Annotated in this window: 14 protein-coding genes; 9 read left to right on the top strand and 5 right to left on the bottom strand. The window is 63.1% G+C overall.

Features of this window, described 5'->3' with window-relative positions:
* The first annotated feature begins 88 nt into the window (after positions 1-88).
* Genes ACODSP_RS06760 through ACODSP_RS06740 form a run of 5 tightly spaced genes read left to right on the top strand, consistent with a single transcriptional unit; the run spans position 89 to position 4,477 of the window.
* Positions 89-1,204: an FAD-dependent oxidoreductase gene (locus tag ACODSP_RS06760; RefSeq protein ID WP_488964858.1), complete on the top strand. Its 1,116-nt coding sequence runs from the start codon at positions 89-91 to the stop codon at positions 1,202-1,204.
* A gap of 20 nt (positions 1,205-1,224) precedes the next feature.
* Positions 1,225-2,127 (top strand): VOC family protein, encoded by a 903-nt coding sequence (locus ACODSP_RS06755; RefSeq protein WP_488964857.1) that lies wholly within the window; start codon positions 1,225-1,227, stop codon positions 2,125-2,127.
* A gap of 3 nt (positions 2,128-2,130) precedes the next feature.
* Complete coding sequence (locus ACODSP_RS06750; RefSeq protein WP_488964856.1) at positions 2,131-3,294, top strand: alpha/beta hydrolase family protein; 1,164 nt, start codon at positions 2,131-2,133, stop codon at positions 3,292-3,294.
* Positions 3,291-3,698 (top strand): 2Fe-2S iron-sulfur cluster-binding protein, encoded by a 408-nt coding sequence (locus ACODSP_RS06745; RefSeq protein WP_488964855.1) that lies wholly within the window; start codon positions 3,291-3,293, stop codon positions 3,696-3,698. The genes ACODSP_RS06750 and ACODSP_RS06745 overlap by 4 nt, the downstream gene beginning before the upstream one ends.
* A gap of 5 nt (positions 3,699-3,703) precedes the next feature.
* Positions 3,704-4,477, top strand: a complete 774-nt coding sequence (locus ACODSP_RS06740) for a cyclase family protein (protein WP_488964854.1) — start codon at positions 3,704-3,706, stop codon at positions 4,475-4,477.
* A 66-nt stretch (positions 4,478-4,543) separates the two neighbouring features.
* Here the strand turns inward: ACODSP_RS06740 and ACODSP_RS06735 are convergent, their stop codons facing one another.
* The 4 genes from ACODSP_RS06735 to ACODSP_RS06720 all read right to left on the bottom strand — a co-directional run bounded on the left by ACODSP_RS06735 (position 4,544) and on the right by ACODSP_RS06720 (position 7,931).
* Complete coding sequence (locus ACODSP_RS06735) at positions 4,544-4,978, bottom strand: beta-xylosidase family glycoside hydrolase (RefSeq protein ID WP_488964853.1); 435 nt, start codon at positions 4,976-4,978, stop codon at positions 4,544-4,546.
* On the bottom strand, positions 4,956-6,128 hold the full coding sequence (locus ACODSP_RS06730; RefSeq protein WP_488964852.1) for a family 43 glycosylhydrolase: 1,173 nt from the start codon (positions 6,126-6,128) through the stop codon (positions 4,956-4,958). The genes ACODSP_RS06735 and ACODSP_RS06730 overlap by 23 nt, the downstream gene beginning before the upstream one ends.
* Before the next feature lie 85 nt (positions 6,129-6,213).
* Positions 6,214-7,125, bottom strand: a complete 912-nt coding sequence (locus ACODSP_RS06725) for an NAD-dependent epimerase/dehydratase family protein (protein ID WP_488964851.1) — start codon at positions 7,123-7,125, stop codon at positions 6,214-6,216.
* 20 nt (positions 7,126-7,145) lie between these two features.
* Entirely contained in the window at positions 7,146-7,931 is a 786-nt protein-coding gene (locus ACODSP_RS06720) for an SDR family NAD(P)-dependent oxidoreductase (protein ID WP_488964850.1), read from the bottom strand.
* 115 nt (positions 7,932-8,046) lie between these two features.
* Between ACODSP_RS06720 and ACODSP_RS06715 the strand changes: the two genes are divergently transcribed.
* The 4 genes from ACODSP_RS06715 to ACODSP_RS06700 all read left to right on the top strand — a co-directional run bounded on the left by ACODSP_RS06715 (position 8,047) and on the right by ACODSP_RS06700 (position 13,178).
* Positions 8,047-8,961 (top strand): LysR family transcriptional regulator, encoded by a 915-nt coding sequence (locus ACODSP_RS06715; RefSeq protein WP_488964849.1) that lies wholly within the window; start codon positions 8,047-8,049, stop codon positions 8,959-8,961.
* Positions 8,962-9,270: 309 nt separating this feature from the next.
* On the top strand, positions 9,271-11,514 hold the full coding sequence (locus ACODSP_RS06710) for a TonB-dependent receptor (RefSeq protein WP_488964848.1): 2,244 nt from the start codon (positions 9,271-9,273) through the stop codon (positions 11,512-11,514).
* Positions 11,515-11,526: 12 nt separating this feature from the next.
* On the top strand, positions 11,527-12,696 hold the full coding sequence (locus ACODSP_RS06705) for an MFS transporter (protein ID WP_488964847.1): 1,170 nt from the start codon (positions 11,527-11,529) through the stop codon (positions 12,694-12,696).
* Entirely contained in the window at positions 12,693-13,178 is a 486-nt protein-coding gene (locus ACODSP_RS06700) for a cupin domain-containing protein (protein ID WP_488964846.1), read from the top strand. Before ACODSP_RS06705 ends, ACODSP_RS06700 begins: the two co-directional genes overlap by 4 nt.
* Before the next feature lie 17 nt (positions 13,179-13,195).
* Here ACODSP_RS06700 and ACODSP_RS06695 read toward each other — a convergent pair whose 3' ends face one another.
* Complete coding sequence (locus ACODSP_RS06695) at positions 13,196-14,236, bottom strand: LacI family DNA-binding transcriptional regulator (protein ID WP_488964845.1); 1,041 nt, start codon at positions 14,234-14,236, stop codon at positions 13,196-13,198.
* Positions 14,237-14,398 lie beyond the last annotated feature (162 nt).

Here is a 14,398-nt window from a genome sequence, read left to right as displayed (position 1 = left end):
ACCCCAATCCACCATAAAGACCCGCCGAACTGGCGGGCATGTCCGGCTGCCGCCCCCTGGGCGAGGGGCCTGGGAGGAGCATGTGTCCTTGATCCGTAATGCGCTTGTCGTTGGCGGCGGCATCGCCGGCATGTCGGCCACTTTGGTGCTGTCGCGTCTGGGTGTGTCGGTTGATGTGATCGACCAGGACCCGGCCTGGCGTGTTTATGGCGCGGGCATCTCCATCACCGGCCCGACGCTGCGCGCGTTTCAGCGGCTGGACATCCTGGATGATTTCCGTCAGCACGGCTATTGCGCGGCCAGCACGCGCCTGTTCACGCCCACCGGCCACCCGATTGGGGAGGTGGCGATCCCGCCGCTGGCTGCCGACCTGCCGTCGGGCGGCGGCATCATGCGGCCCATCCTGCATGAAATCCTGTCCAGCCGCACCCGCAAGGCCGCTGCTGATATCCGGCTGGGCATCACCATCGATCACTATGCCGAAGATGCGGACGGCGCGGACGTGACGTTCAGCGATGGCCGCACGGGGCGTTATGATCTGGTGATCGGGGCCGACGGTATCCATTCCCGCACACGCGGCCTGCTGTTCCCCGATGCGCCAAAGCCGCGCTTCACGGGTCAGGCCTGCTGGCGCGTCACTGCCCCCCGGCCAGAGGGGGTGACGGGGGTCGAGATGTTCCTGGGCGCACCGATCAAGGCGGGTGTGAACCCCTGTTCCCCCGATCAGATGTATCTGTTCGCGCTGGAGGCCATTGCCCCCAACACCCGCTATGCCGAGGCGGACCTGCCCGGTCTTCTGCGCGAGCGGCTGGCGGGGTTTGGCGGGTCCATCGGCTTTGTCCGTGATCAGATCAGCGACCGCTCGGTGGTGAATTTCCGCCCGCTGGAGACGCTGCTGCTGCCCGGCCCGTGGCATACGCGGCGCGGCCTGCTGATCGGGGATGCCGCCCACGCCACCACCCCGCATCTGGCCTCTGGTGCCGGCATGGCGATGGAGGATGCGGTGGTGCTGGGCGATGTGCTGTCCGCCACCGACAGCCTCTCCGCCGCGCTGAACGCCTTCATGGCCCGCCGTTATGATCGCTGCGCCATGGTGGTGAACAATTCCGTCCGGCTGGGCGAGATCGAGTTGAGCGGCGTCCATAGCGACGAGCATCCCCGCCTGATGAACCAGACCATGGCCGCCCTGGCCCAACCACTTTGATTGATGGGAGTGACCCTGAAATGACCCGTGTGACGGATATCCGCTATGTCGGCTATGGCGTGACGGATCTGGAGGCCGAACGCGCCTTCTACCGCGACAAGTGGGGCCTGCGCGAGGTGGCGGCCAAGGACGGCATGGTCTATTTCGCCGCCGAAGGCGCGCCGGAACTGTATGTCGTCCGCCTGCGTGCGGCGGATGTGAAGCGGGTCGATGTCATCGCCTTCGCCGCCGACAGCAATGCCGATGTGGACGCCCTGCATGACAAGGTGGTGGCTGCTGGTTGCCGGGTGATCTTCGCACCGACGGAGCTTGCCTCCTTCGGCGGCGGCTATGGTTTCCGCTTCTTCGGCAAGGACGGGCTGACCTTTGAGATCTCCGCCGGGGTGGAGCGGGGGCCGTCGCGGCCCGTGCTGGCCAAGGAAGCCCTGCCGGAAAAGATCAGCCACGTTGTCATGCATTCACCCGATCATAAGGGGGCGGTGGATTTCTTCGTGAATGTCCTGGGCTTCCGCGTGTCGGACTGGCTGGGCGATTTTATGTGTTTCCTGCGCTGCAATGAATGGCACCACCGGGTGGCCTTCCTGCCGGGCCCGCCCTGTCTGAACCATGTTGCCTATGATATGGCCGATATGGACGCGATGATGCGCGGCGTGGGCAAGCTGAAAAAGGCGGAGGTGGAGCTGCGCTGGGGTCCGGGCCGGCACACGGCGGGCAACAACACGTTCAGCTATTTCACCACCCCTTCGGGCTTTGCCGTTGAATATACGGCGGAGCTGGAGAAGGTGGATGACGCCACCTGGGTCGCCACCGTACACAAGCCGACGCCGGAGACCATGGATCAGTGGGGGGCCGGCAGCGGCGGGCCGCAGACCATGCCGCATCCCGCACCCGATGCCGGCCTGTTCCAGGCTGTGGGGGTCTGAACCATGGCGCTTTTCCAGTACTTCCCCAACAATTACATCTGGAACCTGTCCGTAAACATCGCCATCGAAAGCGGTGGCCGGGTGGGTGAGATTGAGGATATGTGCCGCCCCCTGCTGGAGGCTGCGGCGCGGGGGGAGGATGCCGGCACCGGCGCCTTCCTGGCACAATGGGTGGCGATGGCGGACAAGCTGGTCGGTCTAGCCAGTGAGGATGAGGCACGGGGCCGCGCCCTTTCCGCTGGGGCCAAGCTGCAACGCGCCTCGCTCTACTACATCACGGCGGAGCGTATGCAGGGCCATGGCCATCCGGGCCGGGCAGAGACCTTCGCCAAGGGTCAGGACGCCTTCCGTCGCGGCACTTCCCTGGCGCGGGAGAACTGCACCCGCGTGGAAATCCCCTTCGGCGACAGTTTCATTCCCGCCCTGTTTACCAAGGCGGAAGGGGTGGACGGTCCCGCCCCGTGCGTCCTCTATGTGAACGGTCTGGACAGCTGCAAGGAACTGCTGTTCTGGTCCTGGCTGCCGCACGCCCTAGCCAAGCGCGGCATCTCCACACTCTGTATCGATCAGCCGGGCACGGGAGAGGCGCTGCGCGCCAACAACCTGTACGCCACGCATGAAACCGAACGCTGGGCCACGCCAGTGTTTGATTATCTGGCCGCACGTCCCGATGTGCTGGCCGATAGGATCGGCATGGTCGGCATCTCGCTCGGCGGCTATTTCACGCCGCGCGCGGTGGCGTTTGAGCCGCGTTTTGCCAGCGGTGCCGTCTGGGGCGCCAATCATGACTGGCGGGAAGTGCAGCAGAAGCGCCTGAAGCGGGAAGGGGAAAACCCCGTTCCGCATTACTGGGGCCATGTGCGCTGGGTGTTCGGTGCCACCGATATGGATGATTTCTTCGCCAAGGCGGAAGGCATGCATCTGAACGGCGTGCTGGACCAGATCAAGGTGCCGTTCCTGGTCACCCACGGGGCCAAGGACCGCCAGATCTCCGTCGATTACGCCCACCAGACCTATGACCAGCTGGTGAATTCGCCTAAGCGTGAGTTGAAAATATTCACCGACCGTGAGGGCGGGGTGGAACATGTCGGGGCCGACAATATGTCGTTCGGTCGCGACTATATCGCCGACTGGTTCGCCGATACGCTGGGCGGACATACGGCGTGAGCCAGCCCACCCCTTCCCGTCATCCCGGCGAAAGCCGGGACCCAGGGGCCTCAAGCCCCACCTGTCCGCCGGTCGACACCGGTGCAGAACCGGCGGTCGTGCTTGTGACCCTGGGTCTCGGCTTTCGCCGGAATGACGAGGAAGTACCGGTTCTGGTTCCCCCCGGCCATTCCCTGTTCCAGGCCATCGCCGCCCAGGACCGTGAGATGATCACGGCTCTGTGCGGCGGTTGCTGTATTTGTGGTACTTGCCGGGTGCGGGTTCTGGAAGGCGACCCCGGCCCCATGGGGCCGGATGAGGCGCATCTGCGCCGGCAGCTTGCCATCACCGACCCTGCCATTCGCCTTGCCTGCCAGATGCGGCCCGGTTGCGGGCTGCGCGTTGACATCATCCAGCCGGAGTAAGCGCCATGCCGCGCATCATCGATCTGTCGGTGCATCTGGAAAATGACGTGCCTGCCGACCCGCCCTTCATGCGGCCCAAGATCCGTTACGCCAGCCATGCCGAAGGGGCAGCGGAATATTGTCAGATGTTCCCCGGCCTGAAGGCCGAACAACTGCCCGATGGTGAGGGGCCGGCGGCGGAATGGGTGGAACTGACCACCCATAACGGCACCCATATGGACGCGCCCTGGCATTACCATTCCACGATGGATGGCGGCAAACGCGCCATCACCATCGATGAGGTGCCGCTGGACTGGTGCTTCCGGCCCGGTGTGAAGCTGGATTTCCGCCATTTGCCCGACGGGCATGTCGTCACGGCGGCGGAGGTGGAGGCTGAACTGGCCCGCATCGGCCACACGCTGCAACCGCTGGATATCGTGCTGGTCAATACCGCCGCCGGTGCCGCTTATGGCAGCCCCGACTTCCTGGCCAAGGGCTGCGGCATGGGCCGGGAAGCAACACTGTATCTGGTTGAACGCGGCGTGCGCGTGACCGGTATCGACGGCTGGAGCTGGGATGCCCCATTCCCCTTCACCGCCGCCAAGTTCAAGGAAACCGGCGACGCGTCCCTGATCTGGGAAGGGCATTATGTCGGCAAGGATGTCGGTTACTGCCACATGGAAAAGCTGACAAATCTGGAAAGCCTGCCCGCCACGGGCTTCACGGTGGCCTGTTTCCCCGTGAAGGTGCGGGCGGCATCCGCCGGCTGGACCCGCGCCGTGGCGATCATGCCGGATTGAGTGGGAAAAGCGGACGGTTGTAACGCTCACGGGGCACCGGACAGATTCCGGTGCCCCGTCATGGTTTTAGAGTGCCCGGTAACGGAAATCACTGAAAGTGGCTGACCCTTGCCCCGACGCGAACAGGGCTGGGCGCAGGCTTGCCAGATCGCCGATCGTGTTGGCGTGATAGCCCGATGTCTCTGCCCGGACACCATGCCGTATCCAGTCCGTTCCGTTCAGGCTGTAATAGTAAGTGACGATATGGCGGTCATTGGTGATCCGCAGATGCAGGCGGTTGACTGCCGGTGCCGGTTCGCGCCAATGGCTTTCCTTGCCGCCATTATAGGTCTTCATGCGTTCGCCATTGATCCCCAGGCCCAGGAACAGACGGTCATTGAAGAACAGCAGCAGGCCCGCCTCACCCTTGCCGTCCAATGCGACGGTGACCGAAATCTCATAGGCGTGGTCGCCGGCCATCTGGGTCAGGGGGGAGCAATCATGCGGCCCGTTCAATTTCATTCGGACCACCGGCATAGAAACTCCACCGGGAGCCAAAGGACGACTTTGAGAAGTCGTCGGAACGGGCCACGCCATGAGGGGCGGACGGGATATTCAGCGGCTTTCGCAACGGATGCGCAAGGTCGCCACCCGTGGCCTTGAACCACCCATCCTCCGTCCATTCGACGGGTTCCATCAGCGTCTGCCGCCCCAGGGTGCGGTAGCCGTTTTCATAGCCGTGATAGACCATGAACCATTGGTCCCCTGGCCCACAGACCAGGGTGGCATGCCCGCGCGACATCCAGCGTTCGTTGGCGTCCGTGGTTCTGACAATCGGGTTGTGTGGGCAGTTTTCCCAGGGCCCATGGACGGACCGGGAGCGCGCAGCGATGACCATATGGCCTGTTGGCGGGCCGGCGGTGCCGCCAACAGCACTGATCAGATAGAACCAGTCCCCCCGCCGCAGCAGTTTCGGCCCCTCCAGCGCATAGGCTTCCGTGATCCAGTCATCGGGGTAGCGCCAGCCGTCATAGACCTTTTCCACCGGCCCGGTGGTGGACAAACCATCATCGGACAGGCGAACACGCTTGATGCCCGAAAGGAACAGGTAGCGGTGCCCATCCTCACCGACCAGATGGCCCGGATCGATCATGCCCCGCAGACCAAGATCAATCGGCGCACTCCACGGCCCCGTAATGCTGGGCGCATGAATGACATAAATGTTGATCGGCGTCGGCAGGGTTGTGGCCCATGGAACCTTCAGGAAGGGGATGTAGATATAATACCGGTCCTTATGTTTGATCAGATCGACGGCAAAGACCATTCCAGGTGGCCTTTCCAAGGCCGTGCAGAGCGGGGTCCAATTCACGAGATCACGTGAATGCCAGATCAGCAGGCCCGGTGACGCTTCGAAGGACGAATGCGTCATATAGTAATCATCCCCATCCTTCAGGATGCTGGGATCGGGGTGGTCACCGGCCAGGATCGGGTTCAGAAAGGTTCCGTCGCCAAGGTCGGCACGACGTTGCCCCTCAATCCCCCGCGCCCAGTTGGTGGCCTCCACCTTTTCACCCAGCGTATCGGCTTTGGCTGCAAAAAGCCCAAGCGCCGAAGCCGGCATGGCCGTTGAACCGGCCAGTGCCATGCGGAACAGGTCACGTCTGGTGCTCATGTTTCCTCCATTATTGTAATCTGCTTGTGGCGAATTTTCAGAGTTCCGCCTTTTCTGCGCGTGGGGCGACGATGGTGTTTCTCCATCAACCCAAAGCTGCTTTGATCAGTACACCCACATCGCCATCGTCGCGGAAACCCGCCGCCAGGGCCGCATTGGCATGAAGCGGCGGCTGACGCCCGAACCGTGCTTGCACCGCTGGATCAGGGGTATAGGTGACATCGACGGGCCCGAAGCGGTCGGCCAGGGCGCCTACCAGTTCAGCAATGGTCAGGCGCAGCACTGGGGGCAGCCAGACGCGGCCCTGTCCGGGCAGGCTGGCGGCATGAAGCAGCGCATCCACGGCGGACGCCACCGACATCCACCAACAGACAGCGTCGGGGCCGACCGGCAGGGTCACGGGCCGGCGTTCCGCCGCCGCCCACATCACCTCGCTCATGAAGGCAGAGATCAGGCCGGATGGGGCAGGCGGGCGGGCCACGATACCGGGCAGGCGCAGGCTGCACCCGTCGATGAAGCCACGCCGGCTATAGTCCGCGACCATCACCTCTGCCGCCAGCTTTTGTCCGCCATAGGACAGGGTGGGGCGGGGAGGGGTGGTATCATCGACCGTATCGGGCAACGGGTCGCCATAGACGGCGACGCTGCTGGCGAAGACGAACCTCGCCGTCCGCCCCTGCGCCCGCAGCGCGTCCAGCAGGCCCAGCGTCCCTTGAAGGTTTACGGCCATGCCCAGGTCGAACTCCCGCTCCGCCAACCCACCCGGCACGCTGGCCAGATGAAAGACGACATCGGCAGGAAGCGACAAGGCATCGGTCCATAGGGCGCTGTCGGCAATGTTGCCGGCGACAGGGAACAGGCGCGCGTCAGCGGACAGATCCCCAAACCGCTGATCCACAAGGGTAAGACGGGTAAAGGCCAGATCGGTGCCCGACAGCAGACGGCGGACAAGCGCGCGCCCGACAAAGCCGTCGGCGCCGGTGATCAGGATATGCATGGCGTTCCTCCGGTTATTCTTCAGCTGCCGTCGGTGATCAGGGTGCCGCCATCGACGACGATATTCTGTCCCGTGATGAAGGCCCCGGCGGCAGATGCCAGCATCACAGCGACACCCGCCACCTCCGTCACCTCGCCCGGTCGGCGCAAGGGCGTCATGGCCATGCGCCGTTCCATGAAGGCCGGGTTGGACAACAGGTCGCGCGCCAGATCGGTGCGGATGAAACCGGGGGAGATGGCATTGACCCGGATGTTGGCTGGCCCCCATTCCACGGCCAGATTGCGGGCCAACTGGGCATTGGCTGCCTTGGTCAGACCGTACAGCCCCAGCGCCTTGTTGCCGCGCAGACCGGCGATGGAGGACATGATGATCATGATGCCGCCACCGGCCCCCGCCATGCCGGGCAGGACCATACCCGCCAGCCACAGCACGCTTTGCAGGTTGATGGTCATTGTCGCCTGCCAGTCGGCATCGCTGGCGGACGTGATGGGACCCGCATGGGGTGCCACCCCGGCATTGCAGACCAGGATGTCCAGAGGCCCCGTTGCCGTCACCCGTTGCACCATGGCAGACAGCGCCGCGCGGTCGGTGACGTCACAAATGACCGCCCGAACGGTCAGTCCCTGCACCTGCAGCCGCTCCGCCGCATCGGCGCAACCCGCCTCATCCTCGCTGCAAATCCAGACATCCGCGCCGTGGCTGGCCAGGGCGGTGGCAATGCCCAGGCCAAGCCCGCGCTGCCCGCCGGTGACCAGGGCACGGCGACCGGACAGGTCGAACAGGCGGCCATAATCGGTCGCGTCCATGGGGGTTCCTCGGCGGGAAAGTCGATGCGATGACGATAGGGGCTGTACGCCCATCATCGAAATCGTATTTACTGAACCAAACTATCGGTATGACCGATGGATGGGAGGATGAATAATGCGGTTCCAGAAACTGGACCTGAACCTGCTGGTGGTACTGGATGTGTTGTTGGAGGAACGCAGCGTTTCGCGCGCGGCCAATCGCCTGAACCTCAGCCAGTCCGCTGTTAGCGGCAATCTGGCCCGGCTGCGCGAGTTTTTCGACGATGACATCCTGGCCCAGATCGGGCGGTCCATGGTGCCCACGCCGCTGGCGGAAAGTCTGGCGGAACCCGTGCGCGATATCCTGATGCAGATTCAGGCCACCATCGAAACCAAGCCCAGTTTCGATCCCGCCAGCGCCACCCGCACCATCCGCATGCACGCGTCGGATTACGTGACAGAGGTGCTTCTGGCCCGCGTAATCCGGGAGGCCCGGCAACTTGCCCCCGGCATCAAGGTGGAAATCGACGGGATGGATGATCTGGTGATGGAGCGCCTGTCAAGGGGGCAGGTGGATTTCGTAATCACGCCGGACAATTTTACCCATCCTGACCATCCCAAGGAGAAACTGTTCACCGATACCCATGTCGCCGTGGCGTGGGAGGGGAACAAATTGGTCGGGGATACGATCAGCTTTGACCAGTATATGGCGATGGGCCATGTGCTGGTGCGGTTTGGCATGCGGCGGGCCCCCAGCTTTGACCAATGGTTCCTGGACCGTTTCGGCTATACCCGTAATGCTGAACTGTTCGTTGCTGATTTCACCACCGTGCCCAGCATGCTGATCGGAACCGATCTGTTGGCCACCATGCATGAAAGGCTGGCACGGCTTTACGTGCAGCGTTTGCCGCTACGCATTCTGCCGTTGCCCATTGAGTTTCCGGTCCTGACGGAGATGGCGCAATGGCATCGGCATTTTCAGCGTGACCCGGCCCTTATCTGGTTCCGTGGCCTGATGCGCCGCCTTGCCGCCGAACAAGATGCCGGCTGAACCATTGGTAAGGGTGATAGGTCGGATCGGAAAATACGATTTCGGCGATGCATTCGTCGCTGATATGGTTCCCTGACCAAAAAACATCAGACCGGCCCGGAGGCCGGCGGTTGGGGAGAGTGCCGCATTGGCGGTCGTTGGCGGCAGCGTTTCCGCCTTCATCACATGCAGGTGAGGGGACCCAATCTACGGGTCCCTTGTACCCCCCAATCCGCCTGTTTTCAGGTTCCAGGTCTTAATCCGGCGCTACGTCCGGAAACGCCCCCACCTTGTCCGGGTGGCGGGTGATGAACCATGGAGGAAGCCAGAATGCGTGCCCCCTTGCTGTTGTCCACGGCCATCCTGACCGCCGTCGCAACCCACCCAGCCCAGGCGCAATCCACCGATACAGGTGTGTTGGAAGAGATCGTAGTGACCGCACAGCGCCGGTCGGAAAACCTGCAAAAGGTTGCTGTGGCGGTGTCGGCGGTATCCGCCGACGATCTGGTCACCGCCGGTGTCACCGACACGGCGGGGCTGACCAAGCTGGTCCCGGCCCTGGTGGTACAACCGGGCGGCGGGTCCAATACCGGCTTCTACCTGCGCGGTGTCGGCACGCTGGGCCCCAATTCCTTTTCCGAAAATGCCATCGCCTTCAATTATGGCGGTGTCTATATCGGTCGCCCCACGGCCCCGGTCGGCACCTTCTTCGATCTGGCGCGGGTTGAGGTGCTGAAGGGTCCTCAGGGTACGCTTTATGGCCGCAACGCCACCGGCGGTGCCGTCAACGTCATCCCCAACCGGCCCGACGCCAGCGGTACTGCGGGCGAGGCCGGGCTGGAAATCGGTAATTACAACCTGCGCAAGGCCACGGGCATGATCAATGCCCCGGTCAGCGATACGCTAAGCCTGCGTGTGGCGGGGCAGATCGTGGACCGCGATGGTTACCTGTCCGATGGTTATGATGATGAGGAGGGGCAGGCGGCCCGCGCCTCCCTTCTGTGGGAACCGGATGATCGTTTGAGCCTGCTTCTGTCAGGCGATTACTTCCACCAGGGTGGCAAGGGTGTGGGCGGCGTGCTGGTGCCCGGCAGCCTGACCCCAACGGCACCCGCCGTGAAAGACCGCATTGGCGGGTCGGAGGCGGCCAGCATCGCAGAACTGCGCCTGCGTTTCCCGGCGCTGATCAATTCCGGCCTGGTGGTGCCGCCCAAGGATGATGGCTATAATGACAGCACCTTCTGGGGTGTGACGGCGACGCTGGATTATCAGTTTGATGCCGGTACCCTGACGGTCCTGCCCGCCTATCGCGACAGCCGCCCGGATTTCGTTTTCTACAGCGTCGGGTTCCAGGGCACGGTGCAGGAGGTGTCCAAGCAAAGCTCCGTCGAAGTGCGCTTTGCCTCGGCTGAGGATAATCCGTTCCGCTATGTTGTCGGTGGCTTCTGGTTCCGGGACGAGGTCAATGCCCTGAACAGCTTCTTCCAGGGCGGGCTTTCCACCACCACCTTCATGCCGCACCAGGAAGCGGTCAGCAAGGCGGTGTTCGGCCAGGGAACCTATGATGTGGCCCAAGGATTGCGTCTTGTCGCCGGTGTCCGCTACACGCATGAGAATAAGCAGCAGACGACACCGGTCCGCCAGAGCAGCGTCAGCAACCCCAACCCGCCCTTTGTCACCGCGACGGGTGACGAGAATTTCAACAGTGTCACCTGGAAGGGCGGGATTGAGTTCGATGCCGGGCCGCAATCGCTGCTCTATGCGAATGTCGCCACGGGGTTCAAGGCCGGTGGTTTCTATCCAGCGGTGGGCAAGAACAGTTTCGATCCGGAAAAGCTGACGGCCTATACGGTCGGGTCCAAGAACCGGTTCCTGGATAACCGCCTGCAACTGAATGCCGAAGCATTCTGGTGGGACTACAAGGATCAGCAGATCGGCTATATCGGTCCTGTTGAGGTCCGTCCAGGTGTCTATGGTCAGGCCTCCGTTACGGCCAATGTTGGCCAGGCCCGTATGTACGGCATGGAGGTCGAGGCGCAGTTCCTGGCCACCCGCAATGACGAGATCGGCATCAATCTTCAATATATGGACAGCAAGTACAAAAGCTTCGTCTATACTGCCATTTCGGCTGGCGGTACGCCGTTGCCCAGCGGCTGTGCGGTGACGCCGAATACATCCCTGCCGGTGGCGGCACCGGCCCGGCTGTTCACGGTCGATTGTTCGGGAAAGCCGGCGGTGAACGCGCCGAAATGGTCGCTGAACCTCAGCTATAGCCACACATTCGAACTGTCCGCCGATCACGACCTGATCCTGGGTACGCGCAGCCGCATCGAAAGCGGGCGGTTCCTGTCGATCGATTACCGTCCCGAACAGCATCAGGGTGGCTACATGACGACCGATGCCTGGTTGACGCTGGAGGCGCCGGCACAGGGCTGGTCCGTGACGGGCTATGTCAACAACCTGACGGATAAGGACGTCTATTCCACCTCTGTCACCCGCCCCATCCTGAACGTCGTTTATAACGGCCTGCGTCCGCCCCGCACCTATGGGTTGCGCGGTTCGGTCAGCTTCTGATCGGGGATCATTATGGAACAGGGTGTTAAGGCGGGCTTTGCCCAGGGGTTGGCACTGCTGCTGCCCGCCACCTCCGCCGTGATGGGCATCCTGCTGCTGGTGCCGGTGGTGCCACAGATGATGCAGGCCTTTGCCGATGTGCCGGGGGTGGAATTCCTGGTGCCGGTGCTGCTGACCCTGCCGGGCCTGTGCATCGCCCTGTTCTCCCCCGCTGCGGGGGCGTTGGGGGACCGGCTGGGGCGCAAGCGCCTGCTGATCGGGGCCATGCTGGTCTATGGGCTGGCCGGCATGGCGCCCCTGGCCCTGTCGGACATCCACCAGATCCTGGCCAGCCGCGTGCTGGTCGGGATGTGTGAGGCGCTGATCATGACGCTCAGCACCACCTTGATCGGGGACCTGTTTACCGGGCAGGCGCGCGAACGCTGGCTATCGTCACAGACGGCGGTGGCATCGATCTCGGCCCTGCTGTTCCTGGCCCTGGGCGGTTTGCTGGGGCGGCAGGGATGGCAGGCGCCGTTCCTGATCTATGGCCTGGCCTGGCCCATGGCACTGGCCGTTCTGCTGCTGGTGCGCGAACCGGGACGGGTGGAACGTCTGGTGCCGGGCTGGTCCGCCTTGCCGGGGAGGCATGTGCTGCTGACGTCGGTCACCACCATCCTGGCGGCCATTCTCTTCTACACGATCCAGATCAATGTCAGCACGGTCCTGCCCGGTTTCGGCGTCACCGATCCCGCGAAGATCGGCCTGTTCTCTGCCCTGGCTAGTGTCGGCACACCGCTGGGCAGCCTTATCTTCTGGACGGTCGCGCGGCGTGATGTGCGTCTGCTGCTGGGCCTGGAATTTGCCCTGATGGCGGCGGCGTTCCTGGCCATGGCCTATGCCACGGACGCTGTCTGGTTCATAGCGGCGGCATTTGTGGGGCAGGTGGCGGCTGGTCTGCTGCTGCCCACCCTACTGACCTGGGCCATGTCGGTCCTGGCCTTTGAGGTGCGGGGGCGGGGTATGGGGCTGTGGCAGTCCAGCTTCGCCATCGGGCAGTTCCTGTCTGCCCTGGTCGTTCCGGCCCTGGCGGCGGCCACGGGTGGGACCGTCAATGCCTTTCCAATCATCGCCGGCGGTGCACTGCTGGTGGGCCTGCTGTCCCTGCTTCTGCTGTTCCGGTCGCGTTGGAGTCCCGCATGAACCCGTCCTCCTTCCGCCGCGTCGTCACAGGCCATGATGAACAGGGCCTGTCTGTTATCCGCGCCATCGATACGCTGACGCCCAGCCTGATCGACAGCGGTGACGCTGCCTTCCAACTGGTCTGGGCCACGCCAACGGTTCCGGTAGACCTGAATGACGGCAGCGACGGCATGCTGCCGGCGGGCAAGACACTGCATGGCGGGTCGGTGATCCGGATCGTCGATATGCTGCCGGGCCGTGCCTCCCCGCTGCACCGGTCTTGGTCCATTGATTACGGGATTGTCCTGTCGGGTGTTCTGGAACTGGAATTGGATGATGGGTCTGTCACCGCCCTGTCGGCAGGTGATATCGTTGTACAGCGGGCCACCAATCACCTGTGGCGCAACCCATCCCCTGATCAGGTCTGCCGTATCGCCTTTATCCTGATCGAAGCCAAACCGGTGATGGTGGGTGGTCGGGTGCTGCCGGAAATCCATCCATAAACGTCGGATACCGAATATTATCGACTGGGGGGTGCTGTGCTTTCGCGGATCACCAGTTCATGGGCAAAGAAGGGCAGGGCCGGGGGCGACACATCGGATCGGCTGGCCGCAACGATATAGCCGGCTGCCGCGGCACCCATGGCAATGATCGGCTGCCGCACCGTCGTCAGGGATGGCCAGATGGCGGATGCCATGCTGATATCATCGATCCCGGCAATGGACAGGTCTTTCGGCACCGACAGGCCTTGTTGCTGCGCCAGGGCCATGACGCCGATGGCCATGCTGTCATTGGCTGCGAAGATGGCCGTGGGCCGATCGGCAAGCGCCAAAAGTTCACGACCGGCGGTGCGGCCCGATTCCCGCGTATAGTCACCATTGCGTACCAGCGCCGGGTCGAAGACACTCGCCGCTAATGTAACGTCGCGAAAGGCCTGTAGACGCAGTTCGGCGGAACCGAAATTCGCCCGGCCACCGATGAAGCCGATACGGCGATGACCCAGTTCCAGCAGATGCCGTGTCATGTCGGCTGCGGCGCGGTAATCATCGATCCGCACCATGGCGGGCAGTTCCGGCAGTTCCACGCCCGGACTGACCCGGACATAATGCCCACGGCGTTCCGTCAGCACCCGCAACAGCCTTGGATCATCGGCGAGACCTGGCATGATCAGAAAGCCATCCACGGCAGGCATTGCGATGATGCGCGCCGCCCGTTCGGCAAATCTGTCATCGACCATCTCCACCGGCTCCACCAGCAGATGAAAACCCGCCGCCCGGGCCGCCGTGACCGCCCCCACCTGCAGGCCCGCGATATATTCATTCTGCAAGGATACGTTCGGTACGTCGGGAAAGGTGCCGAACACAAAGGCCATCATGAAGTTGCGTGAGGCCGAAAGGCTGCGCGCTGACAGATTGGGCGAATAGTCAAGCGACGCCACCGCCGCCATCACCCGTTCCCGCGTCGCCTGACTGGCTTTCGGTTCACCGTTCAACACGCGCGACACGGTCTTGATCGATACGCCGGCCACACGGGCCACGTCATGGATGGTGGGCTTGCTCACGAGAAGGGGCGCTCCGGCCAAATCCTTGTTGATACTTGCTTTTACCCTATCGGAACCGATGTGGGCAACAGAAGGGACAACGTTGGACATTTTTTGCTTGCGAATGGATAATTTTCGATGGTAACAGATTTCGTGACCGGTAGAGAGAGACCGGTTATTTTC

The sequence above is a fragment of the Niveispirillum sp. FG156 genome, assembly GCF_057809555.1.
This window is presented reverse-complemented; position numbering and strand designations above follow the sequence as displayed.